Raw genomic sequence first — 26933 nt, 5'->3', positions numbered from 1 at the left:
GGGAATGAAGCGGAAGCAGGCGCGTCACCTGCCTCCACTCCTGAAAGAAAAACGTATGGACCGATGTGCAACATGGGGCCCGGATCAGGAACCGCTCTGCTCAAGGTCAACATTCAGCCCAAGGGACTTCAGTTCCTTGATCAGGACGTTGAAGCTTTCCGGAATACCGGCTTCAAAGTCGTCCTGCTCGCGCACGATCGCCTCATACACCTTGGTACGACCGGAGACGTCATCCGATTTGACGGTCAGCATCTCCTGCAGTGTGTAGGCGGCGCCGTAAGCTTCCAGCGCCCACACTTCCATCTCACCAAAGCGCTGCCCACCGAACTGCGCCTTACCGCCCAGCGGCTGCTGGGTCACCAGCGAATACGGGCCGATGGAGCGTGCATGGATCTTGTCATCGACAAGGTGATGCAGCTTGAGCATGTAGATGTAACCGACCGTGGTCTTGCGCTCGAAGGGCTCGCCCGTCCGGCCGTCGATCAGCTGGGACTGGCCCGACTTGTTCACGCCAGCCTTGGTCAGCATCGCCTCGATATCGGGGATGGATGCGCCATCAAACACCGGGGTTGCGATCGGCACGCCCTTGCGCAGGTTACCGCACAGTTCAAGAAGCTGCGCATCCGTCATGTCACCGATCTGGTCTTCATAGACCTTGTCGCCATAAACGGACTTCAGTTCCTCAAGCAGTTCCTGCCGCTTCTCGCCATTGCGCTGGTATTCATCGGCAAGCTGGCCGATCTGCCGCCCGATATTGGCGCAGGCCCAGCCCAGATGCGTTTCCAAGATCTGCCCCACGTTCATGCGCGACGGCACGCCCAGCGGGTTCAGAACCAGGTCAACGGATGTGCCATCCTCAAGGAACGGCATGTCCTCGACCGGCACGACGCGGGAGACGACACCCTTGTTGCCATGGCGGCCGGCCATCTTGTCGCCTGGCTGCAGCTTGCGCTTCACCGCGACGAACACCTTGACCATCTTCATCACGCCCGGCGGCAGTTCATCACCGCGCTGGAGCTTCTCGACCTTGTTGTCGAAACGGGCCTGAATCTTGGCAACAGCCGCATCGAATTCACGACGCAGGGTTTCAAGCTCGGCCATGACCTCATCGGACGCGACCGTTATGTTGCGCCATGCACCGCGCGGATGCTCAGACAGCACTTCATCGGTAATGACCGTGCCGGAACGAATGCCCTTGAAGCCCGTGCCAGCCGTCTGCCCGATCAGGTGTTCGCGCAGGCGGTTGTAGAAGGAGCGTTCCTGAATGGCGCGCTCATCATCACGGTCCTTGGCAAGGCGTTCGATCTCGGCGCGCTCGATGGCCATTGCGCGCTCGTCCTTGTCCACGCCACGGCGGGAGAACACGCGCACGTCCACGATGGTGCCCGAGGTGCCCGGCGGCAGCTTGAGCGACGTGTCACGCACGTCGGACGCCTTTTCACCGAAGATGGCGCGCAGGAGCTTTTCTTCCGGCGTCATCGGGCTTTCACCCTTCGGCGTGACCTTGCCGATCAGGATGTCACCGGGGTTCACTTCCGCGCCGACATAGACAATGCCCGCTTCGTCAAGGTTGCGCAGGGCTTCCTCGCCGACATTGGGGATGTCACGCGTGATTTCTTCCTGACCCAGCTTGGTGTCGCGGGCCATGACCTCGAATTCCTCGATATGGATCGAGGTGAAGACGTCATCACGCGCGATGCGCTCGGAAATCAGGATGGAGTCTTCGAAGTTGTAACCGTTCCAGGGCATGAACGCGACGAGCACGTTGCGGCCCAGCGCCAGTTCACCCAGCTCGGTGGACGGACCATCGGCGATGATCTCACCCGCACGGACCTGATCCCCTACGCGGACCAGAGGCCGCTGGTTGATGCAGGTGGACTGGTTGGAGCGCATGTACTTGCGCAGGCGGTAGATATCCACACCCTGCGTGGCGCCACCTTCATCCGTTGCACGGACAACGATACGCGCACCGTCGATCTGGTCCACCACGCCATGGCGGCGTGCCACGATCGCGGCACCCGAATCATGCGCAACGGCGGCTTCCATGCCGGTGCCGACCAGCGGCGCGTCGGAACGCACCAGCGGCACGGCCTGACGCTGCATGTTCGAGCCCATGAGCGCGCGGTTCGCGTCATCGTTCTCAAGGAACGGGATGAGGGCTGCCGCAACGGAGACAAGCTGCTTGGGCGACACGTCACAGGCCGTGACCTCGGTGGGCGGAACCTGACGGAAGTCACCGCCACGGCGCACCGAGACCAGTTCATCCGTAAGATGGCCCTGCGCATCCTGCTTGGCGTCGGCCTGTGCGACGACCAGCTTTTCCTCTTCCATGGCGGAGAGGTATTTCCAGCCATCCTGCAGGACGCCGTCCTCGACCATGCGGTACGGGGTTTCGATGAACCCGTACTTGTTCACCTTGGCGTAGGTGGCCAGCGAGTTGATCAGACCGATGTTCGGGCCTTCCGGCGTTTCGATCGGGCAGATACGGCCATAATGCGTCGGATGCACGTCACGGACTTCGAAGCCCGCGCGCTCACGCGTCAGGCCACCCGGACCAAGCGCCGAGAGGCGACGCTTATGCGTCACTTCCGAAAGCGGGTTGGTCTGGTCCATGAACTGGCTGAGCTGCGAGGAACCGAAGAACTCACGCACCGCGGCAGCGGCCGGCTTGGCGTTGATCAGGTCATGCGGCATGACCGTGTCGATATCCACCGAACCCATGCGCTCACGGATGGCGCGCTCCATGCGCAGCAGGCCGACGCGGTACTGGTTTTCCATCAGTTCGCCAACCGAGCGGACACGACGGTTACCAAGGTTGTCGATGTCGTCGATCGTGCCGCGGCCGTCCTTCAGCTCGCACATGATCTTGACGGTGCGCAGGATGTCTTCCTTGCGCAGGACACGCACCGTATCGGGCACGTCCACGCCAAGGCGCATGTTCATCTTCACGCGGCCCACGGCGGACAGGTCGTAGCGGTCCGGGTCAAAGAACAGGCCGGAGAACATGGCTTCAGCCGTTTCGGGCGTCGGCGGCTCACCGGGGCGCATGACACGATAGATGTCGGTCAGCGCGTCATCGCGGGAGGTGTTCTTGTCTACGGCCAGCGTGTTGCGGATCCACGGGCCATTCGTCGCGTCGATCGCCAGCGTGGTCAGCGTGGTGAGGCCGAGGCCGTCGAGTTCCTCGAGCTTCTGCTCGGTCAGCTCATCGCCAGCTTCGGCATAGATCTCACCGGTATGTTCGTTGACCATGTCGGACGCGATGAAGCGCCCGATCAGGCCAGCGGGGCCAACCAGGACTTCCTTGGTGGTTTCAGCGATCTTGCGCACCATGCGGGCGGTCAGCTTCGCATCGGCGGGCGCGACTTCCTCACCGGTCTGGGCGTCGATCAGCGGCTCAAGCAGCTTCTGGCCACGGAAGGCTTCCGCATCGAAGCGGCGGGCCCAGCCCTTGGGGGTCTTGTTGAACTCGACCTTGCCGTAGAAGTAGCTAAGGATCTCGTCAGGGTCCATGCCATGGATTTCCATGGCTTCCACATCCCCGCCCTCGGCGGCCTTGGCGGCGCGCGCGGCTTCGGATGCGGCACCTTCCAGCGCGTACAGCAGCGTGGTGACCGGCAGCTTGCGCTTGCGGTCGATTCGGACGTAGATCAGGTCCTTGCTGTCGAATTCGAAGTCGAGCCAGGAACCGCGATAGGGAATGACGCGCGCGGCGAACAGGAACTTGCCCGAGGAATGGGTCTTGCCCTTGTCGTGATCGAAGAACACGCCCGGGCTGCGGTGCATCTGGCTGACGATGACGCGCTCGGTGCCGTTGATGACGAAGGTGCCGTTATCGGTCATGAGCGGCATGTCGCCCATGTAGACCGGCTGTTCCTTGATGTCGCGGATCGAGCGTGACCCGGTATCCTCATCCACGTCCCACACGATCAGGCGCAGGATCACCTTCAGCGGCGCGGCAAAGGTCAGGCCACGCTGGATGCATTCCTCAACGTCGTATTTCGGTTCTTCCAGTTCGTAGCTGACAAATTCCAGCCGCCCGCGCCCGGCAAAATCATTGATCGGAAAGACGGAACGGAACACTTCCTGCAGGCCCGTTGACGTCCGGCTGTCGGGCGCCACATTCATCTGCAGGAATGTTTCGTAGCTGGCCCGCTGCACGTCGATCAGATTGGGCATCGGAGCGACCTCGGGTATATGCCCGAAGCTCTTGCGGATGCGTTTGCGTCCCGTGAACGATTTTGTAACCGCGTTCATCGCCTATCCTGCCCCCATCCACACAGGCCCGCACGGTCATGACACGAATGTCATGCGGACTGCGCGGCCCTTGAAAATTCTTGCGGATCAACCCGGCTTGCGACCGGACCAACCCCATCTACCACCGAAGGCGCCCGAAGCCTCGCGGCCAGGGCGCCTGTAACGGCCAAGGGGGCGGAAACCTGATGGTTTCCACCCTCACCTGAATATCTCAACCCGGCTACGCCACCATGGACGCATCCAGATGGGCCGATTTATTTGATATCGACAGAAGCACCGTTGTCTTCAAGGGTCTTCTTGATCTTCTCGGCTTCATCCTTGCTGGCGCCTTCCTTGATGGTCTTGGGCGCACCCTCGACCAGATCCTTGGCTTCCTTCAGGCCCAGACCGGTGATCGCACGGATTTCCTTGATCACGTTGATCTTCTTGTCGCCCGCCTTGGTCAGGACAACATCGAATTCGGTCTTCTCTTCAGCCGGAGCAGCAGCAGCGGCACCCGGAGCAGCAGCAACGGCAACCGGAGCGGCAGCGGAAACGCCCCACTTCTCTTCCAGCAGCTTGGACAGTTCAGCAGCTTCCAGAACGGTCAGAGCGGACAGGTCTTCGACAATCTTGTTCAGATCGGCCATAATTCAGTCTTCCTAATTTATACACTGGTTGGCACAGCACAATCCCGTTTTTTCGGAAAAATGCCGTTTTGTTGATAACCCGGCGGGCCGGGCCATGGGGTCTCAGGCGGCTTCGCCCGTCTTGGCATAGGCACCAAAAACCCGCGCAAGCTGTCCGGCCGGTGCCTGGAGCACACCCGCGACGCGCGTTGCCGGCGTGGAGATAAGCCCCACCAGCTTCGCCCGCAGGGCATCCAGGGACGGCAGTTCGGCAAGGGCCTTGACGCTCTCGACATCGAGCGTCTGGGAACCAAGCGATCCACCGAGCAGAACAAGCTTGTCATTGGTTTTGGCGAACTCGACCAGCACCTTCGCCACAGCCACGGGTTCATCCGCCCACGACAACGCGGTCGGCCCCTTCAGCAGCGGCTTGATGCCTTCGAACTGGGTCCCTGCCAGGGCGAGAGAGGCCAGCCGGTTCTTCGCGACCTTGTGTGTAGCTCCAGCCGCACGCACGCGACGCCGAAGATCAGTCACATCGGCCACGCTCAGCCCGTCATTACGGGTGACAATGACCATGGACGTCTTCGCGAACACGGCTGCGAGGGAGGCAACAAACTCCCGCTTCTCCGTACGGTCCAAATCCCGTCTCCATCATCATCCACCGGCAGGACCGGTGGATAGGGTTTACCCTAGGGACGCCACGGCAGGCCGATAACGTCCCGGTTCGCCTGTCCTTTCAAACGGAACAACCAGTGTGGGCTTTCGCCCCGATCCGGCAATCCCCGTCTCCCGGTTGCAGCCCGCACGGGCAATTAAGGCTTTCGCCACATCCGGTCATGGACAGGTTCGGAAGGTGGGAACATGTCCCACCCCCTGTCCCCCTCCCCTTGCGGAGTGGGGTCATTCTTCAGTCGATATCAGGCCGCCGTGAAAGCGGAGACATCAACAGCAACACCCGGCCCCATGGTGGAGGACAGGGCGATCTTCTTCACGTACGTGCCCTTGGCACCCGTGGGACGCGCCTTCTGGACCGCATCCACGAACGCGCGGATGTTCTCGGCCAGCTTGGCACCGTCGAACGAGGCCTTGCCAACGCCAGCATGCACGATACCGGCCTTTTCGGCGCGGTATTCGACCTGACCGGACTTGGCGGCGGAAACCGCACCCTTCACGTCCATGGTCACGGTGCCGAGCTTCGGGTTGGGCATCAGGCCACGCGGGCCAAGGATCTTGCCCAGACGACCCACCAGCGCCATCATGTCCGGCGTCGCGATGCAGCGGTCAAAGGCGATCTCGCCAGCCTGCACCTTTTCGGCCAGGTCTTCGGCACCAACCACATCGGCACCGGCGGCCTTCGCTTCCTCGGCCTTGGGGCCGCGGGCGAACACGCCAACGCGCAGGGTCTTGCCCGTGCCGTTGGGCAGGGACAGCAGGCCACGGACCATCTGGTCGGCATGACGCGGGTCAATGCCCAGGTTCATGGAGATTTCGACCGTCTCGTCGAACTTCGCCTTGGCGTTGTTCTTGACCAGGGCGATGGCCTCATCAAGGCCGTACTGCTTGGTGGTATCGACTGCGGCGCGGGCTGCGGTCAGACGCTTGTTCTTTGCCATGGTAATCAGCCCTCCACCACGTCGATGCCCATGGAGCGGGCGGAGCCCGCCAGCATGCGCACGGCGCCGTCGATATCGTTGGCGTTCATGTCTTTCTGCTTCGTCTCCGCGATCTCGCGCAGCTGCGCGATCGTGACCTTACCAACGGTCGCGGCCTTGCCTACGGTCGAGCTGCCCTTGGAGATCTTGGCAGCCTTCATCAGGAAGTAGGTGTTCGGCGGGGTCTTGGTGATGAAGCTGAACGTACGGTCGGCATACGCGGTGATGACGACGGGAATCGGCATACCGGGTTCGAGACCCTGCGTCTTTGCGTTGAACTCCTTGCAGAACTGCATGATGTTCAGGCCGCGCTGACCCAGTGCCGGACCAACCGGCGGGGACGGATTCGCCTTGCCGGCGGGGATTTGCAGCTTGATGTAGCCAACGATTTTTTTGGCCATATCCGGGGCTCCTGACTGTTTCACCCGGACCGCGGTTCTGGTGGCCGGCCCACGCCCCGGTGGGGCGCGAAGCGCGGCCTCCCGCGTTCCGATAAGAGGCGCGCACCTACCGCTATTTAGGGGAGGCTGTCAAGTCCCTGTCATGAAATCCCTTGCCTGACAGGTCACGGGATTCGGGGCCGTTATCCACGCTGACACCCTTGACCGGCGTGGGCATGCCCAGGTGGGTGTACTGCAGCGGCGAGAACGGACGGAGCTGCTTGTTGTTCGGCAGTTCGGCCGTGCTCCACCCCCCGCCAAGCGAGCGGATCAGCTCGACCTGCGCCTGCATGTAGCGGGTCTCCACCTGCACCTCGGCAATGCGGGCCTGCAGGGCAGCCACCTGCGCCACCACCACATCCAGATAATTGGTCAACCCGCCGGTATAGAGCTGCATGGTCATGTTCTGCGTGCGCATGGAGGCCTGCACCGCCTCGGCCTGCTGTGCCGCTTCCACATCAAGGCCATGCGTCATGCTCAGCCCGTCCTCCACGTCCTTGAAGGCGTCGAGCACCGTGGCGCGGTACTGGTCTTCCGACTGGCGGTACTGCGACCAGTTGCGCTGCAGTTCCGCACGCCGCAACCCGCCCTGGAACAGGGGCAGGACCGCCTGCGCGGCATAGTTGTACATGCCATTCGCAATTTTATCGAGCGTGAAGCCGTTATCCATGAAACCGGCCGTCGCGCTGAAGGTTACATGCGGATAGAAGGCCGCGCGCGAAACGCCGATGGCCCGGTTGGCCGCCGCCATGTGCCGCTCCGCGCTGGCGATATCGGGGCGGCGCTCAAGCAGGGTGGAGGGAATCCCCACCGGAATCGCGACCTTGGGGAAAGTAATCTGGGAGCGGGGCGTAATATGAAAGTCCGCCGGGGTGACATTGACCAGAATGGCGATGGCGTGCTCCATCACCGCGCGCCGGGCCTGCAGGTCCGTATCCGCCGCCTGGGTGGAGAAAAGCTGCGTCTGCGCGCGCGAGACATCGATTCCCGCCGCGATGGCCCCCGCCTGCCGCATTTTCGTGATCTGTACGGCGGTCTCATAATAATGGATCGAGTCGAGGTACACGGCATGCTGCGCGTCCATGCCGCGCAACTGCATGTAGTCATTGGCCAGTTCGGACTGGATGCTCAGCCGCGCGGTCGCGAAATCAGCCGCCGCCGCCTGCGCCATGCGCTGCTGCACGCGCCTGCGGTTGCGGATGGAAGACCAGAAATCCGGCTCCCAGCGCGCCGTGGCGCTGTACTGCTCGGATGACATATAGGTCGGCCCCTGCGAACCGGCACCACGCCACAGCCTATGCTGGGACGCCTGGTTCTGCGATGCCCCTGCCCCGCCGGTGATCTGCGGGTAGAGGTTGGACTGTGCCTCCGCCGCGATGTCACGCGCCTGAGTAAACAGTTCCGCATCCGCCTGCAGGTTGGGGTTCAGGCGGCTTGCGCGCTCCTCCAGTTCATTGAGGGTGGAGTCGTTGAACACCGTCCACCAGTCCCCGCGCGGCGCAGCGTCGCTGGGGTGGCCGTACTGCATGAGGCCATCGCCCTTCCAGTCATCGGACAGGAGGTAGTGCTCATGGCGATATTTGGGGGCAAGGTCCACGCACCCGCCAAGGCTGCCAGCCAGAACGGCGCAACCGCCCAGCAGGGCCATGCAACGGGACAACGGAGGCAAGAACCGGCCAGGCGGTGCTGCATTCATTGACGCACCCCCGCGTCATTCGCATTACTGTCTCCCGCTGGCATGGCCCGCACGTCATCTCCCTTATCGACAGCGGGGGAGGCCGTGGCCCCGGCGTCGTTATACCCCGGCGTGGCCCCGACCAGATAGACCTTCTGGCCTTCCAGCAGCCCTGCCGAGGGGTTGTTCACAATCCGGTCCTTTGGCCCGATCCCGGCCAGGACCTGCACCTTGGTACCCAGGTTGGTGCCCACCGTTACATTGCGCAGGCGGATGCGGTTGTCCTCGTCCACAACCGCGACCTGCATGCCCTGCGCACGGAACACCAGGGCACCTTCGGGAATTATCAGGATATCCGGGTCTCCGGGTGCGACAAAATGTATATTGGCGTAGGAATCCGGCCAGAGTTCATGTTTGTCGTTATCCACCACCAGTTCGGTGGTCACGGTGCGGGTGCCCGCGTTGAACGCGCGGGCGGTGGCCAGGAACTTGGCCTTGAATATCCGGCCCGGATACTGCGGCACCGACACGTCACCCGTCAGCTTGGGGCTTATGATGTCCGCGTAATCCTGCGGTATGGACACGAAAATGCGCATGCGGTGCACATCGGCCACGCTGAACAGTTCCGTCGCGGTCCCGCGTGAGGACAGGTCCCCCCCGCCCGCGTTCACGTAATCACCCACATCGGCGCGGCGGGATGTCACCACGCCATCAAAGGGGGCGACAAGCTGCTTGAACCCGATCAGCGCGGCATAGCGCGAGACCTCGTGCCGGGCGGCCTCGACCTCCGCCTGCCTGACCTCGGCATCCGCCACCTGCACGTCCACTTCCTGCTGGGACACGGCCTGCGTGCCCTGCAGCGCGCGCCAGCGGCGGGCGGTGATCTGGGCCAGCCGGTAGCGGGCCATGGCCACGTCAAAATTCGCCTTTGACGCCGCGTACTGCGCGTCCAGACCCGGCGTGTCGATGGTGGCGAGGATTTCGCCCGCCTTCACCTTCGCCCCGATGTCCTTGTACCACATCTGCACATAGCCCGAGACCTGCGCGTAAATGGGTGCCTGGTACCAGGCCGAGATATTGCCCGGCAGGTCCAGCGTGCGGGTTTTCGGCCCCTGCTGCGGCAGGATGACCTGCACGCGGGGTATGGCCGCGTCCTGTGCCGCGGACTTCAGGTGGGCGACGTGAACCCGGCGCTCCACAATTCCCCCCACCACGACAGCGGCCAGCACGATCCCGCCAAGAGTGACGTACAGCCGCCCACGCCCGGACCGGCGCGGCGTCTGGTTTTCCCCTGAGGCGGTCATGCATGCTCTCCTTCACGGATGGCGGTCTTCTTGGATTTTCTGGAATGGATCAGCGCGAACACGCAGGGCACGAACAACAGCGTGGCGCAGGTCGCCACCAGCAGGCCGCCCATCACGGCCCGGCCCAGCGGCGCGTTCTGCGAATTGCTCAGGGACATGGGCAGCATGCCGATGATCATGGCCGAGGCCGTCATCAGCACCGGGCGGATACGCTCAAAGCCCGCCTCCATCGCCGCGCGGATGGCGTCGCCATGCACATCCATCCGTTCACGCGCAAAGGACACGACCAGGATGGAGTTGGCCGTCGCCGTGCCCATGCACATGATCGCCCCCGTCAGCGCGGGCACCGACAGGGCAGTGTGCGTCAGGAACAGGCTCCATGCGATCCCGGCCAGCGCGCCGGGCAGCGCGGTGATGATGATGAAGGGGTCAAGCCACGACTGGAAGTTGACCACGATGATCAGGTACACCAGCAGGATCGACATGGCGAGGCCGCCGATAAGCTGCGTATAGGCCCCGTTCATGGTCTCCGCCTGCCCGCGCACGTACAGGCTGGAGCCTGCCGGCAGGTCCTTGCTGGCCGCCTCGACCACGCGCGCGACCTCACGCGAGACCGCGCCAAGGTCCAGCCCCTCGTTCGAGGCATAGATGTTGAATACCGGCATGATGTTGTAATGCGACACCTCGCCCGGCGTACCGGTCTGCACGATCTGGCTCAGCCCGCCCAGAATCTGCGGCGGCTGGTCGGACGGGTTGCCATCCCCCTTGTCGATGGGAATGGTTTCCAGATCGTTCATGGTCTGGAGGAACTGGAGCGGAGTCTGGATATCCACCAGATGTGAAACGCCCGTCTTGGGGTCCAGCCAGTAGGTTGGCGCCACCTGCCCGCTACCGGACAGGACGGCCAGCGCGTTGTTCGCCACGTCCGCCTCGGTCAGGCCCGTGCCCAGTGCATAGGTTCGCCGGGCATTGACGCGCAGGGTGGGCGTGTTCAGCGGTTCCTGCACCGAGACATCGGCAATGCCGGTCACGTGGCGCAGCTTTTCCGCCAGTTTCTGCGCGAAGTCGAAATTGGCGTACAGGTTGCGCCCGGACACCTGCACGTCAATCGGTGCGGGCAGGCCGAAATTCAGGATCTTCGCCGTCAGGTCGGCCGGCATGAAGGTGATTTCGGTGCCGGGGAATTTCTCGGCCAGCCCCTTGCGCAGGATGCCACGGAACTCGGCCACCGGGGCTTCGTCATTCTTCAGCGTGACCGTCAGGTCGCAATCCTGCGCGCCAACGGTGGGCGTGGGAATGAAGGCCTGATTGAGCGGGCTGAACGGCAGGCCGCAGTTATTGACGATCCCCTCGACCTGATTGGGCAGCAGGCGTTCGATCTCGTCATTCACCAGCATGGAAATCTTGCCCGCCTCGGCAATCTTGGTGCCCATGGGCGCGCGCAGATGGATGGCCAGCGCGTTGGAATTGATCTCGGGGAAGAAGTCCTGCCCGGCGAAGACCAGCAGCCCGAGCGAGCAGAACGCCGCTGCCGCGAAAATCGGCACGAAACGGTTGCGGATGGACAGCAGATGCTCAAGCAGGCCGCGGTAGCGGTCACGGAAGGTGGTGAACCTGCGCTCGAACCCCTGCTGGAAACGCCCGAAGATGGTGCGCGGGACGTGGTGCCCGCCTTCCGCCTTTTCACGGGCATGGGCCGCCACCTGGGCGGCAAGCATGTATTTCGCCATGGTCGGCACCAGCGTGCGCGACAGGATGAAGGACGCGATCATGGCGAAGATGATCGCTTCCGCCATGGGCATGAACAGCCAGCCCGCAACGCCGGTCAGCTGGAACAGCGGCATCCATACGATACAGATGCACAGCGTGGAGACGAATGTGGGAATGACGATCTGGTTGGCGGCGTCGATAATGGCCGTTTCCAGATCCTTTTCCATTTCCAGATGCGCGTCGATGTTCTCGATCATGACGGTGGCGTCATCGACCAGGATACCCACCGCCAGCGCCAGCCCGCCCAGTGTCATGACGTTGATGGTCTGACCCGCAGCCCCCAGCCCGATGACCGAGCACAGCATGGCCAGCGGGATGGAGGTGGCGATGATGACGGTCGATCGCCACGAGCCGAGGAACAGCAGCACCACAAGGCTGGTCAGCATGGCGGCGGTGCCCATTTCCTGCACCACGTCGCGCACCGCCTCCTTCACGAAGGTCGAGGCATCACCCAGCACGGTGATATCGACCCCCGGCGGCAGCGTCCTGACGATGGAAGGCAGCAGCCCCTTGATCCCGCTGACCACCGACAGCGTCGAGGCGTCACCGCTTTTCATGATCACGATCAGGACGGCCTGATGCCCCTTGACCAGCACCATGTTGGTCTGTGGCGGGCCGCCCGCGTGCACCCACGCCACGTCACGCAGATAGACGACGGAATTGCCTTCCTGCTTGATGGGCATGTTGTTGAAGGTATCGATCTCATCGGGCGAGGCGTTCGTCTGGACCATCCAGTCGAACGCGCCGATCTGCTGGTCACCCGCGGGTAGCACGATGTTCTGCTTGCCCAGCGCGTTGCCGATATCCGTTGCCGAGAGCCCGTGCGCCAGCAGCTTGCTCTGGTCCAGATCGACCATGATGTTACCCGGCTGCCCGCCATACGGGTTGGGAATGGCCGCCCCCGCAACCGATACCAGCGCCGGGCGGATCAGGTTGGAGGACATGTCATAGATTTCCGATGCCGTCATGGAATCGGAGGAAACCTGCAACGTCAGGACCGGCACGGAGGAGGCGTTGTACGTCAGCACCAGCGGTGGCGTCATGCCCGCAGGCATCTGCTTGATGACGGTCTGGGAGACGGAGGTGATCTGTGTCTGCGCCACGGCCGTATCGGTGCCGGGCTGGAAGAACACCTTCACGATACCGCGCCCGTAATAGGACTGGCTCTCGATATGTTCGATATTGTTGACCGTGGCGGTGAGCGCGCGTTCGTAATAATAGACCACGCGGCCGGACATGTCCTCGGGCATGAGGCCGGTATAGGTCCAGCAGATCGCAACCACGGGAATGTTGATGCTGGGGAACACGTCCGTTGGCGTGCGCAGCAGGCCCCGCACACCAAACACGACAATCAGGATTGAAAGAACAACGAAAGTGTAGGGCCGCTTGAGCGCGGTAACGACAATACCGTTCATGCGCGGGCCATTACCCTCCGCTGGTGCGGCTTACCCCACGTTGCGGGCGGCATGCCGCAGGCTGGCTGCGCCCGGAACCGGTGGTCTTCTCGCATGTCTCATCTCCCCGTCTGTCCTTTTGGTGTTAATGACGGTGCAACGGGTGGCAAATGAAATTTCAATTTAGTTTCCCGGCGTCACCACACTTCCCGGCGGGAAAATAATGCTCATGGTGGCGCCCGGCAGCGTGTCATGCACACGCGACTGGGTGATCTCGAGCCGCGCGTGGTGCAGCGCCAGAATGGCCGAAACGAGACTGAGCCCAAGCCCGCTGCCGGGAATGTGGCGGCTCTTGTCCGAACGGTAGAAGCGCCCCATCACGGCCTTGCGCTCGCTTGCGGGAATACCGATGCCGGTATCGGCTATGCGGATCAGGGCGCAGTTGCCATTCATGCATGTGCGGATGTCCACCCGCCCGCGCTCGGGCGTGAACTTGATGGCGTTGTCCACGATATTTGCCAGCACCTCGATCAGCAGGTCACGATCGCCCTGCACCTGTATCCGCTCCCCGCCGGGGGCGTGGGACAGGACGATACCCTTTGTCTCGGCTATGGGTTCATACAGATCCACGATATCCGCCACCAGCGCATCAAGATCGACCACGCCAAACCCCGCGCGCCGCCGCCCGTTCTCGATCTCGCCTATGCGCAGCAGCGCGGTGATGATGGCGAAGGACTGGTCAAGATCGTCAATGGTGTGGGCCATGACATTGCGCAGCGCCTGGGCCGAATGGTCGGCGTTCAGCGCACGGTCAAGGCGCGCGCGCACCCGGGCCAGCGGCGTGCGCAGGTCGTGCGCGATGTCGTTGCCTACGTCGCGTATTTCATCAAGGAGCTGCTCCAGCCGGTCGAGCATGCGGTTGACGCTGCCCGCCAGCCGCTGGAGGTCATCGTTCTGCCTGCCAGCCGGCAGGCGCTCGTGCAGGTCCCCCTCCATGATGCGGTCGATCGCCTCATGCATGTCCTTGACGCGTGAGAGGGCACGGTGGCTGAGGATGATGCCGGTCATGAGCGCGAACAGCACGGTCGGCACGATCGAGACCAGCATGGAATGCCGCATCATGAGGCGCAGCTCGGTCCGCATGTGCCGGCTGCGGCCCAGCACGAGAAAGCGGTCGCCCGGCACGGATACGGCCACCATGCGCAATGCGGTGGTGGAGCCGCCATCCATCGCCTCGGGTTCGATCACATGGACCCGCCCGTCGGCCACCAGCCCGGCGGGCCAGCTATGCAGGTCGCCCACGATATAATGGCGGGACGCATCGAACAGCGTCGTGACGTTGAGCAGGATGCGCAGGTCATCGGTCGCGCGATCGCGCACCTGCTGCTCCAGCTCCTGCGGGGTCTGGTGCTGCAGGATGGTGGCCTCACGCAGCAGCAGCATGTCCGAGCGCCGGGCCTCGAACACATTGGCCTGACTGTAGCCGAAAAAGAACTGCAACGCCGCTGATCCGATCATGGCCGCCACCACCGCCAGCGTCAGGCGGAAGGTGGCGGTGCGGAACAGCTCGTTACGAAACACGCAGCATGAACCCCGCCCCGCGGATGCTCTGGATCAGGGCGGGCCTGCCGCTTTCATCAATCTTGCGGCGCAGCTTGCCGATATGCACGTCCACAAGGTTGGTCTGGGGAATGAAGCGGTAATTCCACACATCCTCCAGCAGCATGTTGCGCGTCAGTACCTGGTTGGGGCGGCGCATGAGATATTCCAGCAGCCGGAATTCGCGTGGCAGCAGGTCGATCGGCACGCCCGCGCGCGTGACCGTGCGCTCGATCAGGTCCATTTCCAGCGGGCCGGCACGCAGCATGGTCTGGCGTGAATTGTCCGGCCGGCGTAGCAGGGCCTCCAGCCGGGCAGCCAGTTCCTCCATGGCGAAGGGCTTGGTCAGGTAGTCATCCCCGCCCGCCTTCAGCCCGCTGACCCGGTCATCCACCGCCGAAAGGGCGGACAGCACCAGCACCGGCACATGTACCTTGCGCTCACGCAGGGTCTCGATCAGCGTCAGCCCGTCAAGCTCGGGCAGCATGCGGTCCACGATCATGGCGTCAAAATGCATGCCCAGCGCCATGGACAGGCCCGCCGCCCCCGAATCCTCATGCTGGACATGGAAGCCACGGCTTTCCAGTTCCTCGGCCACTTCCTGCGCGATCTTGCTGTCATCCTCGACCAGCAGGATGCGCGGCGCGGCAACGGCGCCGGGTGCGACCGAGGGCACGGAGTCAGGCGGGGGAATTTCTGGTGGCGCGTTCATGACCCCACCACTTATGCCGTGCGGGGCGGAAACGGGCCAATTAAAATCGTTTTCAGCCATGTTCCGCGTCCTGCCGGGCATCATCGGCCCATGGCGGCGTCATTTCCGCCGGGCGGGCGGGTGCCGCATCCCCATCGGGGATGTCGTCGGGCCGGGTATCCACGTCCAGTTCACGCAGCCTGCGCGTGACCTGCCCGGTGCGCCTGCGCGCCTCCTCGATGGAAGAGGTCATGGCGGAGGCATTGCGGGCCAGTTTTTCCAGTACGCCATCCATGCGCAGCATCTCCTGCCGCGTGGCCCCCAGCAGGCGGGCGATGTCATCGGTGCGCTTTTCCAGCGCCAGCGTCACGTAGCCCAGATGGATGGTGCGCAGCATGGCGGGCATCAGCCCCGGCCCCATCACGATGACGCGATAGGCACGGCCGATCTCGTCCAGCAGGCCGGGAATCCGCGCGACCTCCGCATACAGCCCGTCGGTAGGCAGGTACAGCACCGCGAATTCCACCGTGACAGGCGGGACGATATACTTGGTCGCGATCTTGCGTGCCTCGATCCGCAGCGTGGTTTCCAGCGCCCGGCGGGCGGCGCGCTCGGCATCAGGGTTGCAGTCCTCTACCGCCTGCAGGAGCCGCTCGTACGCCTCGGTCGGGAATTTGGAATCAATGGCCAGCACCGGCGGGACAGTGGCGCGCACCGGCATGCGAACGGCGAATTCGACCACCTCGCGACTATCATCGCGCAGGCGGCGGTTGGTTTCATACGCGCCCTGCGGCAGCACGTCGTCAAGGATGGTGCGTAGCTGGGCCTCGCCCCACCCGCCCCGGGTCTTGACGTTGGCGAACAGGCGCTTGAGGTCGCCAATCTGCGCGGTCATGGCCGAGACCTCGCCCATGGCCTTCTGCATCGCCCCGATCTGTTCCAGCACGCGCTGGAACGATGTCTGCATCTGCTTTTCCACCGCCTGGTGCAGGCGCTCATTCACGGCGGCGCGCAGTTCATCGCTCTGCCGCCTGCCCTCCTCCGCCATTTCGCGCAGGGATTCGGACTGTGTCACCCGCATTTCCGCAAGGTCGCGGCCCATCATGCGCGCGATGCGGTTGAAGGTTTCCGTCATTTCCTGATGGCGCTGGTCCAGCCGGGTGGAAAGCACGCGCTCCATTTCCGCCATGCGGGCGCGCTGCACGTCATTTTCCGCCACGCGGGCGGCGGTCTCGCGCTCGGTCATGACGCACAGCCGCGCCAGCGCATCCCCATCCGCCTGCTGGTCCGAAAGCTGCATGACACGCCGCAGCACGAGCAGCGAAACCAGACACGATACCCCCGCGCACAGCATGGCGATCCAGATCACGGCGGATGCGGGCATATCGGACATGGGCGGGCACTTCCCAAAAGAAAGAACAAATCAGGTCCGTGCCCTGTCATACCGACAATGTAAAGCCTTCATGTTTTTTTGGAATATATGGCAACCGTGATATGCACGGAACGAAATATGCGCATCTCACCTGATTTTCAGGTTCGCGCGGCGTCAAAACCGATTACCACGCAGGCTGTGGCCGCGTCCCGCCCGTGGCGCGTGCAAACGAACCGTTCTTGAGGACCCTCCACCATGCCACAGGAAACACAGAGCCGCCCGCAGGGCCAGCGCGCGCGGGGTGGTTCCCTGTTTCGCAGCCTGTACGTGCAGGTTGTCGTCGCGGTGGTTGTCGGCATCGCGCTGGGGTATTTCTGCCCGCACGCGGCAGTGGCGCTCAAGCCGCTGGGGGATGCGTTCATCCGGCTGGTCAAGATGGTGATCCCGCCCGTCATATTCCTGACGGTGGTGACCGGCGTGGCCAGCCTGTCCGACCTGGGGCAGGCGGGGCGGCTTGCGGCCAAGTCCATGGTGTATTTCCTGACCTTCTCGTCACTGGCGCTGGTGGTGGGCATGGTCATGGCCAACATCGTCCGGCCCGGCGCGCATATCCACGCCAGCCCCGCCACGCTGGATGCCCATGCCGTTGCCGCCTATACGGCGAAGGCGCAGGCCCATTCCTTCAGTGATTTCCTGCTCAACATCATCCCTGACACGGTGGTCAGCGCCTTTGTCACGGGTGACATACTGCAGGTTCTGCTGGTGGCCATCCTGTTCAGCATCAGCCTGTCGCACATGGGCGCGCGCGGGCAGGCGATACTCGTGCTGCTGCGCCAGCTTACGCAGCTTGTCTTCGGCGTGGTGCGGCTGGTCATGTATGCCGCCCCCCTTGGCGCGCTGGGGGCCATGGCCTTCACCATCGGGCGGTTCGGCATCGGCTCGGTGCTGCACCTCGCCTTCCTTGTCGCCACGTTCTACGCCACGGCCGCGCTGTTCGTGCTGGTCATCCTCGGGGCCGTCGCGCGGTGGAACGGCTTTCGCATCCTGCCGCTGCTGGCCTACCTGCGTGAGGAACTGCTGATCGTGCTGGGCACCAGTTCATCCGAATCAGCGCTGCCCAGCCTCATGACCCGGCTGGAAAACGCGGGCTGCGCGCCTTCGGTCGTGGGGCTTGTGGTGCCGATGGGCTATTCCTTCAACCTTGACGGCACGAACATCTACATGTCGCTCTCGGCGCTGTTCATCGCGCAGGCCACGGATGTGCATCTGGGGCTGGGCCAGCAGATCAGCCTGCTGCTGGTGGCCATGATCAGTTCCAAGGGCGCGGCGGGCGTGACCGGCGCGGGCTTTGTCACGCTGGCGGCCACGCTGGCGGTGGTGCCTGACGTGCCGGTTGCGGGCATGGCGCTGATTCTGGGCATTGACCGTTTCATGTCCGAATGTCGGTCACTGACCAACATCATCGGCAACGCCGTGGCCACCATCGTCCTGGCGCGGTGGGAGGGCGCGCTGGATACGGAACGGCTGGCCGCCGCCCTGTCCGGCCGCATCAGTGACGCGGAAGCGGACACGCCGGTCCTTACCCCCATCGACACATCCACCCGCACCCGCTCGGCAGGATAACGGGGCCTGCGCCCTCCCTTCCCGATATTCCTTTTGCGTCCATAGGTTTCTTCCATGCCTGTTTTCCAGCCGCAGATCGGCGCACTGACAACCGCCCAGAGAATACGAAGCATTATTGCGGGTTCAGCCGGAAATCTGATCGAATATTACGACTGGTACGTCTATGCGGCATTTTCCATGTATTTTGCCCATTCCTTCTTTCCACCGGGCAACGCCACGACGGAACTGCTGCGCAGTGCGGCGGTCTTTGCCATCGGGTTCCTGATGCGCCCGGTGGGGGGCTGGCTCATGGGGCTGATGGCGGACCGGCATGGCAGGCGGGCGGCGCTGAGCCTGTCGATCATGGCCATGTGCACGGGTTCGCTGGCCATTGCCCTGTGCCCGAGTTACGAACGCATTGGCGTAATCGCCCCCAGCGTGCTGCTGGTCGCCCGGCTGCTGCAGGGGCTGAGCCTTGGCGGTGAATACGGGGCCAGCGCCACCTACCTGTCGGAAATCGCGCCGCCCGCGCAGCGCGGGTTCTATGCCAGCTTCCAGTACGTAACGCTGGTGATGGGGCAGTTGCTGGCCCTGGTCGTGCTGCTGGTGCTGCAGTTCGTGCTGCTCAGCCCGGCGCAGCTTGGGGCATGGGGGTGGCGGATTCCGTTTGGCATCGGGGCGCTGCTGGCGCTGTCCATCCTGTGGTTCCGCCGGGGCATGGCGGAAAGCGAGCAGTTCAGCACGGCCGCGCGTGACCGCTCGGCCCATGGCGGGCTGCGCGTGCTGCTGCACCACCCGCGCGAGGTACTGGGCGTATGCGGGCTGACACTGGGGGGAACGGTCGCGTTCTATACCTTCACGATCTACATGCAGAAATATCTGGTCAATACCGTGGGACTGAGCCGGGAGCAGTCCACCCTCATCTCCACCGCGTCGCTTGTGGTCTTCGCGCTGGTCCAGCCCGCCTTTGGCGCACTGTCCGACCGGGTGGGGCGCAGGCGGCTGCTGCTGTCATTCGGCGTGCTGGGCTGCCTGTTCACCGTGCCACTCATGCGCGCCATCTCCACCGCGCAGTCACCGCTGGTGGCCTTCATGCTGGTTACGGTCGCGCTGCTGGGCATCTCCGGCTACACATCCATCAACGCGGTGGTGAAGGCCGAACTGTTCCCCACCCGCGTGCGTGCGCTGGGGGTCGCCCTGCCCTATGCGCTGACCGTATCCGTCTTTGGCGGCACGGCGGAATACGTGGCGCTCTGGTTCCGACAGATCGGGCATGAAGATCTGTTCTACTGGTACGTGACCGGCTGCATCGCGTGCTCGCTGCTGACCGTGCTGTTCGTGCTGCCCGCCCACGACCGCATCACGCAGGGGAAATGAGACCCCTGCCGCACGGATTGGCAGCCGGGGCCACCTGACCCCGCCCCGTCAGTGCACGTGCATAAGATTGCGCAGGAACCCCGGCAGCAGCAGGGCATAGGGGTTTACATGCACGGCCGGGTTATCCATCGGTCCCTTGACCTGATAGGTGGCCGAGACGACGCCACCATTCTTTTCGGGGCTGAACAGCCAGCCCAGCAGGCCAGGCAGATGGCCCGGCGCGGCATTGACCGCGAATGCCGGGATGACCGTGCCATCAAGGTTGAGCGTCTTCTTTTCCAGATTCACATCACCTGACACGGTAGCCCCGAGGGAGGCATTGCTGACCAGCCCGTCGGAGATATGGATATTGCCCTCATCCATTTTGACCGGCGCGCTCAACTGCTCGATCTGCATGCTGGGCGCATGCGGTGCGCGCAGCCAGCCATAGATGGATGCATTATTGGCCAGCCTGACCACGGCGGGTACGTCACGCAGGGTGAAGGCCCCCATGTTCACCGTGCCGGAGAAGGGGGCTGTGGCCACGCTGTCATCAAAGCTGCCCTTGATGTCGGTCGTGCCACCCTGCATCTCGTCCGTTACCTTCATGTTCCGCAACAGCTCACCCAGGCTGGCCACATGCACATCCAGCAGGCGGGTGTTGCCCTGCGGCGTGATATGCGCGCTGGCGGCAACCGGGCCTTCAACCGTCAGCACGCCACGCATCAGGCGCCCGCCACTGGTTTCCAGATGGCTGTGCACGCCGGTCAGCGTATCGGTCGGGCCGTAATACAGGGTGCGGGCATCAATATTGAGGTTCCAGTTCCGTCCCGGCGCGCCGTTTATGCGGCCACTCGCCATTTCAGGCACATGGTAACCGCTCGCCGCATGGGTGGCAGCACTGTTCTGCGAGGTCTGGAACGACACCAGCGGTGAGAGATCCAGCACCCGCGCTGCGACATTCACGCCAATCGGGTCCTTCTCGCGCTGCGGCAGCAGGACCGAGGCATTGCCCACCGAACGCCCGACCCGGAAGCCACGCAGGATCAGCCTGCGCGCCACGCCGTCCGCCGTTTCGGCATGGCCATCAATCAGCAGGTCGGGGCCGATGGCGCGGATGTTCTCGATACCGGTGATCCTGCCGTGGTCCAGATCCAGCTCGACCGAGGCATTGGCCGGCTGCCCCGGCTTCTTGGACCAGATGGGAATGGCCAGCGCCGCGCGGGCCAGGTCCAGATCAATATCAACCTGCGCCTTGCCGCCCACATAGCGGTCGTAATCGACCTCCAGCAGCGCGCTGCCCGCGAAATGCTCACCCATCTCGAAGCCCGCGCGCCTGACCCCCTCCGGCGTGACGCGGCCCTGCAGGCTGGCGCTTTCCACCGCATGGACCATCGGCCCGCTACGGAAATCCATGGTGTAGATCACGTTGGAGGGGATGCCCGCCAGCACGCCCCTGCCCTGCAGCAGCAGGCCGTTCATGGTGGCATCTATGCCAAGGCTGCCATTATCCAGCGGCCTGCCCACGACCACATTGCCCAGATGCACCTCCCCCAGGTCGGCATGGCTGCGCAGGTCGATCTGGTCGGGCTTTACACGGGCATCAAGCGGCAGCGCGATGTGCAGCGATACATTGGCCCGGCCCGACGGGTGCGTGAACGCCATGGGGTGGCGGGAGAGCACGTTCAGCCGGGGTTCGGCCAGCAGCGCCAGCACATCACGGACATTACCCAGCAGGGTGACGTTGATATCCCCCTGCTGTACCTTTTCATTCAGGCCGGTAATGCGCATGGAGCCCGGCCCGACCTCGATCCGCCCCGTGCCCGTCGCATCGACATGCCGGTCAGCCAGATCGACAAGCTGATAGGCATGACCGAAGCGGATCATCATCTCGTTCGGGCCGTCGAAGGTCAGGTGCGCATCCATGTCGTGCATGGGCGGGATGGGCCGCAGCCAGTGCAGTTCCATCTGGTCGGCGTCAATCGTCCCGCCCAGCGAGACAAGGTCCAGCCCCTTCCAGCCCGCATGGCTGGCAAGCCCCATATTGACCTGCAGCAGCGCCACATGGCCCTGCGGTATGTTCTGCGTAACCCAGCGGCGCGCGCCCTTCATGGCGCGGGGGGGCCAGAAATCACCCAGCGATGCGAAATCGAGCGACTGCGCCCGCGCGCCCACATTCAGCGCCACCGGGCCGGGGCGCAGCAGGGATGCGGCGGTCAGGTCGGCCGTGGCCTTCAGCGTCGGCCCGCTGCCATCATCGGTCGGGTGTCCCGGCGCGCGCAGGTGCAGGTCCAGATCATGCAGCGCCACGTGCAGCGGCCCGTCATAGGGAGCGTCCGCCGGGCCGGGGCCGAGCGTGCCGGTCAGGTCGGCCTCACCCTCTCCCACCAGGAACTGCCCGGCCTTGCGCGTCGTGACCTGCCCGTTGCCCGCGTCGAGATGGAGGGAAAACTCGCGCGGCATGAGGAACGGCCAGTCATGCCCCCCGTCGCGGAAGGTCACATGCAGCCTGCCGCCCACCGGCAGGCCAAGGGGTGCGACCTCCTTCTGCCCCGGCGCGAAGGCGGCGGGGCTGATCGGGTCGAGAAGCATGGTCCAGTCCACCTGCTCCGGCCCGGTCCGCGTGCCCGATCCGTGCAGGACGAGCCGTTCCCCATTGCCTTCCAGCCCGAGGCGGATATCACCCGTCACCCCTTTCTGCCCGGCCTCGGTCAGGATCTTCAGGTGGGCGTCCGCTTCCCCCAGCCGCCAGACACGCCCGCTCATACGGTCGGTCAGGGTGACGTGCGTATCCGATATGACGGCCTGCCGGATGTCGGTCAGGTCCACGGGGGAGGATTCCTGCTGCCCGGTCGAGGGATAGGGCGTGCCCGGCCCGAGATCGAGGCCGAATTTGCCATCCATTCCCCGCGCCAGCCTGAGCCGCCCATGGGCCACGGAAAGTTCGATGATACGGACATCGCCATGGACCAGCGCCGCGCTGTCCAGCACGATGCGCCCACGCCGCAGCGTATCGGCCTGAGTGCCATCGGTGCGCTGGATGCGCACATCCTCAACCCAGATGACCAGCGGCGCACGCACCCCTTCGTGCAGGGCGTTCCAGCCCACCAGCACATGCCCCGCCGACAGCCCGCCCAGAATGTCATCATGCTTCAGCCCGTGCGCCACGGGTATGGGCATGAGCAGCCGGACGGCTGGCGTCACGTCAAGCGGACCGGCGGAAAGGCGCAGCGTCAGCACCAGCAGCATGAGCGCGGGCAATGTGATACACAGCAGCACCAGCCAGACCACGACCCGACCCGCCGCCACCACCGCGCGACGCACGCGGGTCGCGCGGGGGCCGGATGCCCCCCCTGCGGGGGTGGGTTGACCTGTTTCCGTCATACCGTCCACGCTACACCATCGCATGGATATGCGTGACTTCCCAGAACCTTGCCGGACCCCTGACCATGGATATGCCCGCGACACCCACCTTTACGCTGCATCCGTCCTGGCGGGGCGGCACATGGCCGCACCCGGCGGATACGCGCGCGGCCCGCATCCTGCGCGAAAACCTGCATGATGCCTGCGCGCGCGACGGGCTGCCCGATGTCACGGCCCGGCCGGACGTGGCGGGGCTGATCGACGCGCTGGGGGGGAACAGCCCCTATCTGTCCGATCTGGCGCTGCGTGATACGGAGGCCTTCCTCGCGCTCCTGTCCAACGGGGCGGACAGCCACCTGCGCGCGATCCTGGCGGAGCTTGAGGCCCTGCCTGCCGATATGCCCCGCACTGAAATCATGGCTGCGTTGCGTGTAGCCAAGCGGCAGGCCGCGCTGACCATCGCGCTGGCTGACATTGGTGGCATATGGACGCTGGACCAAGTCACGCTGGGGCTGAGCCTGCTGGCCGAGAACGCACTGGGGGCCGCGGTCAGGCATCTGCTGGCGCATGCGCATGAGACCGGGCGGCTGCGCCTGCGTTATCCCGAAACCCCGTGCCGTGGCAGCGGCTTCGTGGTCCTGGCAATGGGGAAGCTGGGCGCGCGGGAACTGAACTACTCCTCGGATATAGACCTGATCATCCTGTATGACCCGGACCGCCACCCCGCGAACACGGAACTGCGACATATCTTTGTGCGCATGACTAGCGATCTTGTCACCCTGATGGAAGCGCGGGATGCGAATGGCTACGTTTTCCGCATGGACCTGCGGCTGCGGCCCGACCCGGCGGCCACCCCCGCCGCCGTGTCCTTTCCCGCCGCCATCCAGTACTATGAAAGCATGGGCCGCACATGGGAACGCGCCGCCATGACCAAGGCGCGCCCCGTGGCGGGGGACATCACGGCGGGGCGGCGGTTCCTCAAAAGCATTCATCCGTTCATATGGCGGCGCCACCTTGATTTCGCGGTCATTGACGATCTCCATGACATGAAAGCACGAATCGACCGCCACCGTAACGCGGGCCATGCCAATCTGGACAGCCTGCCGCCCGAGCATGTCAACGACCCCGAAACCGCGACACGCTGGCTGCTGGGCCAGAATGTCAAGCTGGGACAGGGCGGGATACGGGAGGTGGAATTCGTCGTGCAGGCGCTGCAGCTCGTATGGGGCGGCAGGCGGCCCGAACTGCGTGACCCCACCACCATCGGCGCGCTGCGCAGGCTGCGCCGCGCCGGGCTGCTGGAACGTGCCCAGACCGCAATACTGGCCCGCAACTACCGCATGCTGCGCCAGGCCGAGCACCGGCTGCAGATGCGGCTGGATCACCAGACCCACACCCTGCCCGACAGCGAGGACGGATTCGCACGGTTCGCCACCTTCATGCTCGCCACCAACCCGGGCGAACTGGCCTGTGGCATGCTGTCGGTCATGCAGCAGTCGCGCCGCATTTTCGAGCAGCAGTTTGCCGAAAACGGCCCCGAGGACATCACCATCGCCCCCGAGGATGCCGATGCCGCCGACCGGCTGCGCGAACATGGCTTCCCCCCCGCCGACATTGCCGACGCCCTGCAGATCCTGAACCGGTGGGAGGGCAACCGCCTGCGCGCGCTGCGCTCGGACAGGGCGCGCAAGCTGCTGCGCAGGCTGTTGCCCACCATCATGACCGAAATCGGCGCCCGCCAGCAGCCGATGGCCGTGCTGCGCCGGTTTGACGCCCTGCTGGAACGCCAGTGGGCGGGGGTACAGTTCCTGTCGCTGCTGGAGCGCAACCCCGCGCTGATCCACCGCATCGTGACCGTGCTGGACTGCGCGCCGTTCCTGGCCGACCATCTGGCGCAGACCCCATCGGCGCTGGACGGGCTGCTGGACATGGATGGCGGCCCCGGCACGCTGGGCACGACAACCGCGCTGGTGCGGCGGCATGTCATGGCCGCGCGCTCGGCCGAACAGGCGCTGCCCGTGCTGCGCGGTCTGGTATGTGGCGAGGAATTCCGCCTGTCCATCGCCCGCCTCGAACACCGCATGAACGAGGACACCGCCGCCCGCGCCCGCAGCGCCATGGCCGAGACGGTCATGCGCGGGCTGCTGCGCGTGGTCAGCGCCGAACACAAACGCCGCCATGGCGTCGTGCCCGGCGGGGCGATGGCGGTGATGGCGCTGGGCAAGGTCGGGTCGCATGAAATGATGCCCGGCTCGGACCTTGACCTCATGCTGGTGTTCGACCACCCGCCCGAAGCGGGGGAAAGCGTGGTCTCCGCCACCACCTCCGCCGATGGGCTGCGCGCCCGGCCCCTTGCGGCGGGCACCTATTTCGTGCGGCTGGCGCATGCCTTCATCGCGGCCCTGACCGCGCCGGGGCGCGAAGGCCCGCTGTATGAGGTGGACATGCGGCTGCGCCCGTCGGGGTCCAAGGGGCCGGTGGCGGTCTCGCTCTCCGCCTTCCGCCGCTACCATGCGGAATCCGCATGGACATGGGAGCGCATGGCCCTGACCCGCGCCCGCGTGGTGGCGGGGCCGCCGCCGCTTGCCGCCGAACTGCGGCAGGCCATCGCCACCGCGCTCGACCACGGCCCGCTGACGGAAGATGAGCGCGCGCGCATCCTGTATGACGTGCGCCACATGCGCGAACGCCTGGCCCGTGAATACCCGGCTTCCAGCCCGTGGGACATCAAGCGCCGCCGGGGCGGACTCATGGATGTGGAGTTCATAGCCCAGGGGCTGCAACTGACATCCGCCACGACCGCAACCCGCAGCCAGTCCACCCGGCTTGCGCTGCTGCGCATGGCGCGCGCTGGCGCGCTTGACATGGCCGATGCCCGGCTGCTGCGCCGGGCCGACCTGTTCTGGCGTTCGTTGCAGGGGCTGATCCGCATCATATGTGGCAGCACGGTGCCCGACACCATGCCCGCCGCCAGCCTTGAAATCCTGACCGGGGAGTTCAGGGCACCCGACGCCGCCAGCCTGCTCAGGCGCATGGAGCACATGGCCACGCGCGTCACCGCCGTGTTCGACCGCCTGATCCCGCCCATTACGGACACATCCGCGCCACCGCCGCCGCAGGGGAGTTCCCCACCACCCCAAAGCATTGCATGATCGCGCACCCCGTAACCACGCATGCGGGGCCATGGGCCACACACCGCATGCGGACAGATCAGCAAGGCAGGTCATGAGTCAGGCCAATCCCCCTTTCCCCGAACCCGGCAGCAGCGTTCCCGATTTCACCATGCCCGCGAGCAATGGGCGCACGGTCAGCCTCGGCGCGCTGCGTGGCCAGCCCTTCGTGCTGTATTTCTACCCCAAGGCCAACACATCGGGCTGCACCAAGGAGGCATGTGAATTTCAGGCCGCCCTGACTGACCTGCAAAAGGACGGCGTCAGTGTCATCGGCGTCTCGCGCGATGACATGCCCGCGATCGAGAAATTCGCCGCCGACCACGGCCTGACCTTCCCCCTTGCCTCGGACAGTGACGGCAGGGTGACGGAGGCCTATGGCGTATGGGTGGAAAAATCCATGTACGGCCGCAAATACATGGGTATCGAACGCGCCACCTTCCTTATCGACGCATCGGGCCGACTGGTGGAATCATGGCGCAAGGTCAAGGTCACCAACCATGTCGCCGCCGTGCGCAAGGCGATCGCCACCATGAAGCTGAAGGAGGCAGGCCCGGCGGCCTGACCCATCAGTAATAGGGCCGTCCCGGACCACCGTAAGGCCCGTAAACCACAACCGGCGGGGGTGGCGGCGGCGGGGCGTAATAGGCCACCGGCGGCGGGGGACGATAATAGAC

At 64.5% G+C, this 26933-nt stretch carries 16 protein-coding genes; 4 read left to right on the top strand and 12 right to left on the bottom strand.

What is annotated here, in order from left to right; genetic code table 11:
- Positions 1-84 precede the first annotated feature (84 nt).
- The 11 genes from rpoB to DY926_RS04475 all read right to left on the bottom strand — a co-directional run bounded on the left by rpoB (position 85) and on the right by DY926_RS04475 (position 16786).
- Positions 85-4257, bottom strand: coding sequence for a DNA-directed RNA polymerase subunit beta (gene rpoB, locus DY926_RS04525; protein WP_116702287.1), 4173 nt, complete (start codon positions 4255-4257; stop codon positions 85-87).
- Positions 4258-4511: 254 nt separating this feature from the next.
- Positions 4512-4886, bottom strand: a complete 375-nt coding sequence (rplL, locus tag DY926_RS04520; RefSeq protein ID WP_116702286.1) for a 50S ribosomal protein L7/L12 — start codon at positions 4884-4886, stop codon at positions 4512-4514.
- 102 nt (positions 4887-4988) lie between these two features.
- Positions 4989-5507 carry a 50S ribosomal protein L10 gene (gene rplJ / locus DY926_RS04515; protein WP_116702285.1) on the bottom strand — a complete coding sequence of 173 codons (519 nt, stop codon included), beginning with the start codon at positions 5505-5507 and terminating at the stop codon, positions 4989-4991.
- 278 nt (positions 5508-5785) lie between these two features.
- Positions 5786-6481: a 50S ribosomal protein L1 gene (gene rplA / locus DY926_RS04510; RefSeq protein WP_116702284.1), complete on the bottom strand. Its 696-nt coding sequence runs from the start codon at positions 6479-6481 to the stop codon at positions 5786-5788.
- Positions 6482-6486: 5 nt separating this feature from the next.
- Complete coding sequence (gene rplK, locus DY926_RS04505) at positions 6487-6921, bottom strand: 50S ribosomal protein L11 (RefSeq protein WP_102323156.1); 435 nt, start codon at positions 6919-6921, stop codon at positions 6487-6489.
- A gap of 112 nt (positions 6922-7033) precedes the next feature.
- Entirely contained in the window at positions 7034-8608 is a 1575-nt protein-coding gene (locus tag DY926_RS04500) for an efflux transporter outer membrane subunit (protein WP_241503062.1), read from the bottom strand.
- Between the two features lie 44 nt (positions 8609-8652).
- Positions 8653-9939 carry an efflux RND transporter periplasmic adaptor subunit gene (locus tag DY926_RS04495; RefSeq protein ID WP_116702282.1) on the bottom strand — a complete coding sequence of 429 codons (1287 nt, stop codon included), beginning with the start codon at positions 9937-9939 and terminating at the stop codon, positions 8653-8655.
- A complete protein-coding gene (locus DY926_RS04490) occupies positions 9936-13124 on the bottom strand; it encodes an efflux RND transporter permease subunit (RefSeq protein WP_116702281.1) in 3189 nt (1062 codons plus the stop codon). Before DY926_RS04490 ends, DY926_RS04495 begins: the two co-directional genes overlap by 4 nt.
- Before the next feature lie 162 nt (positions 13125-13286).
- Complete coding sequence (locus DY926_RS04485) at positions 13287-14684, bottom strand: sensor histidine kinase (protein ID WP_116702280.1); 1398 nt, start codon at positions 14682-14684, stop codon at positions 13287-13289.
- The gene (locus DY926_RS04480) at positions 14674-15414 is read right to left on the bottom strand and encodes a response regulator transcription factor (protein WP_116702314.1); all 741 of its coding nucleotides are present in this window, start codon (positions 15412-15414) and stop codon (positions 14674-14676) included. Before DY926_RS04480 ends, DY926_RS04485 begins: the two co-directional genes overlap by 11 nt.
- A 52-nt stretch (positions 15415-15466) precedes the next feature.
- The gene (locus tag DY926_RS04475) at positions 15467-16786 is read right to left on the bottom strand and encodes a DNA recombination protein RmuC (RefSeq protein ID WP_241503061.1); all 1320 of its coding nucleotides are present in this window, start codon (positions 16784-16786) and stop codon (positions 15467-15469) included.
- A gap of 234 nt (positions 16787-17020) precedes the next feature.
- On the opposite strand from DY926_RS04475, the gene DY926_RS04470 reads away from it, so the two are divergent.
- Together DY926_RS04470 and DY926_RS04465 are read left to right on the top strand one after the other, a co-directional pair.
- Entirely contained in the window at positions 17021-18388 is a 1368-nt protein-coding gene (locus DY926_RS04470) for a dicarboxylate/amino acid:cation symporter (RefSeq protein WP_116702279.1), read from the top strand.
- 54 nt (positions 18389-18442) lie between these two features.
- Entirely contained in the window at positions 18443-19744 is a 1302-nt protein-coding gene (locus DY926_RS04465; RefSeq protein WP_116702278.1) for an MFS transporter, read from the top strand.
- 48 nt (positions 19745-19792) lie between these two features.
- Here DY926_RS04465 and DY926_RS04460 read toward each other — a convergent pair whose 3' ends face one another.
- Positions 19793-23107 (bottom strand): AsmA-like C-terminal region-containing protein, encoded by a 3315-nt coding sequence (locus tag DY926_RS04460; protein ID WP_116702277.1) that lies wholly within the window; start codon positions 23105-23107, stop codon positions 19793-19795.
- Between the two features lie 65 nt (positions 23108-23172).
- Between DY926_RS04460 and DY926_RS04455 the strand changes: the two genes are divergently transcribed.
- Complete coding sequence (locus DY926_RS04455) at positions 23173-26238, top strand: bifunctional [glutamine synthetase] adenylyltransferase/[glutamine synthetase]-adenylyl-L-tyrosine phosphorylase (protein ID WP_186336083.1); 3066 nt, start codon at positions 23173-23175, stop codon at positions 26236-26238.
- Between the two features lie 73 nt (positions 26239-26311).
- Positions 26312-26821 carry a peroxiredoxin gene (locus DY926_RS04450; RefSeq protein WP_116702276.1) on the top strand — a complete coding sequence of 170 codons (510 nt, stop codon included), beginning with the start codon at positions 26312-26314 and terminating at the stop codon, positions 26819-26821.
- Positions 26822-26933 lie beyond the last annotated feature (112 nt).

The organism is Komagataeibacter melaceti, assembly GCF_003403295.1.
Taxonomy (GTDB): domain Bacteria; phylum Pseudomonadota; class Alphaproteobacteria; order Acetobacterales; family Acetobacteraceae; genus Komagataeibacter; species Komagataeibacter melaceti.
Note: the sequence above shows the minus strand (reverse complement) of the source record. Positions and strands in the feature narration are given on the sequence as shown.

Bases quoted from the DNA above. Each gene is read 5' to 3' on its own strand.
- DY926_RS04475 (WP_241503061.1), bottom strand. From the start codon at position 16,786: ATGTCCGATATGCCCGCATCCGCCGTGATCTGGATCGCCATGCTGTGC.
- rplK (WP_102323156.1), bottom strand. From the start codon at position 6,921: ATGGCCAAAAAAATCGTTGGCTACATCAAGCTGCAAATCCCCGCCGGC.
- DY926_RS04500 (WP_241503062.1), bottom strand. From the start codon at position 8,608: ATGGCCCTGCTGGGCGGTTGCGCCGTTCTGGCTGGCAGCCTTGGCGGG.
- DY926_RS04465 (WP_116702278.1), top strand. From the start codon at position 18,443: ATGCCTGTTTTCCAGCCGCAGATCGGCGCACTGACAACCGCCCAGAGA.
- DY926_RS04480 (WP_116702314.1), bottom strand. From the start codon at position 15,414: ATGAACGCGCCACCAGAAATTCCCCCGCCTGACTCCGTGCCCTCGGTC.
- rplA (WP_116702284.1), bottom strand. From the start codon at position 6,481: ATGGCAAAGAACAAGCGTCTGACCGCAGCCCGCGCCGCAGTCGATACC.
- DY926_RS04490 (WP_116702281.1), bottom strand. From the start codon at position 13,124: ATGAACGGTATTGTCGTTACCGCGCTCAAGCGGCCCTACACTTTCGTT.
- DY926_RS04450 (WP_116702276.1), top strand. From the start codon at position 26,312: ATGAGTCAGGCCAATCCCCCTTTCCCCGAACCCGGCAGCAGCGTTCCC.
- DY926_RS04455 (WP_186336083.1), top strand. From the start codon at position 23,173: ATGGATATGCCCGCGACACCCACCTTTACGCTGCATCCGTCCTGGCGG.
- DY926_RS04495 (WP_116702282.1), bottom strand. From the start codon at position 9,939: ATGACCGCCTCAGGGGAAAACCAGACGCCGCGCCGGTCCGGGCGTGGG.
- rpoB (WP_116702287.1), bottom strand. From the start codon at position 4,257: ATGAACGCGGTTACAAAATCGTTCACGGGACGCAAACGCATCCGCAAG.
- DY926_RS04460 (WP_116702277.1), bottom strand. From the start codon at position 23,107: ATGACGGAAACAGGTCAACCCACCCCCGCAGGGGGGGCATCCGGCCCC.
- DY926_RS04470 (WP_116702279.1), top strand. From the start codon at position 17,021: ATGCCACAGGAAACACAGAGCCGCCCGCAGGGCCAGCGCGCGCGGGGT.
- rplL (WP_116702286.1), bottom strand. From the start codon at position 4,886: ATGGCCGATCTGAACAAGATTGTCGAAGACCTGTCCGCTCTGACCGTT.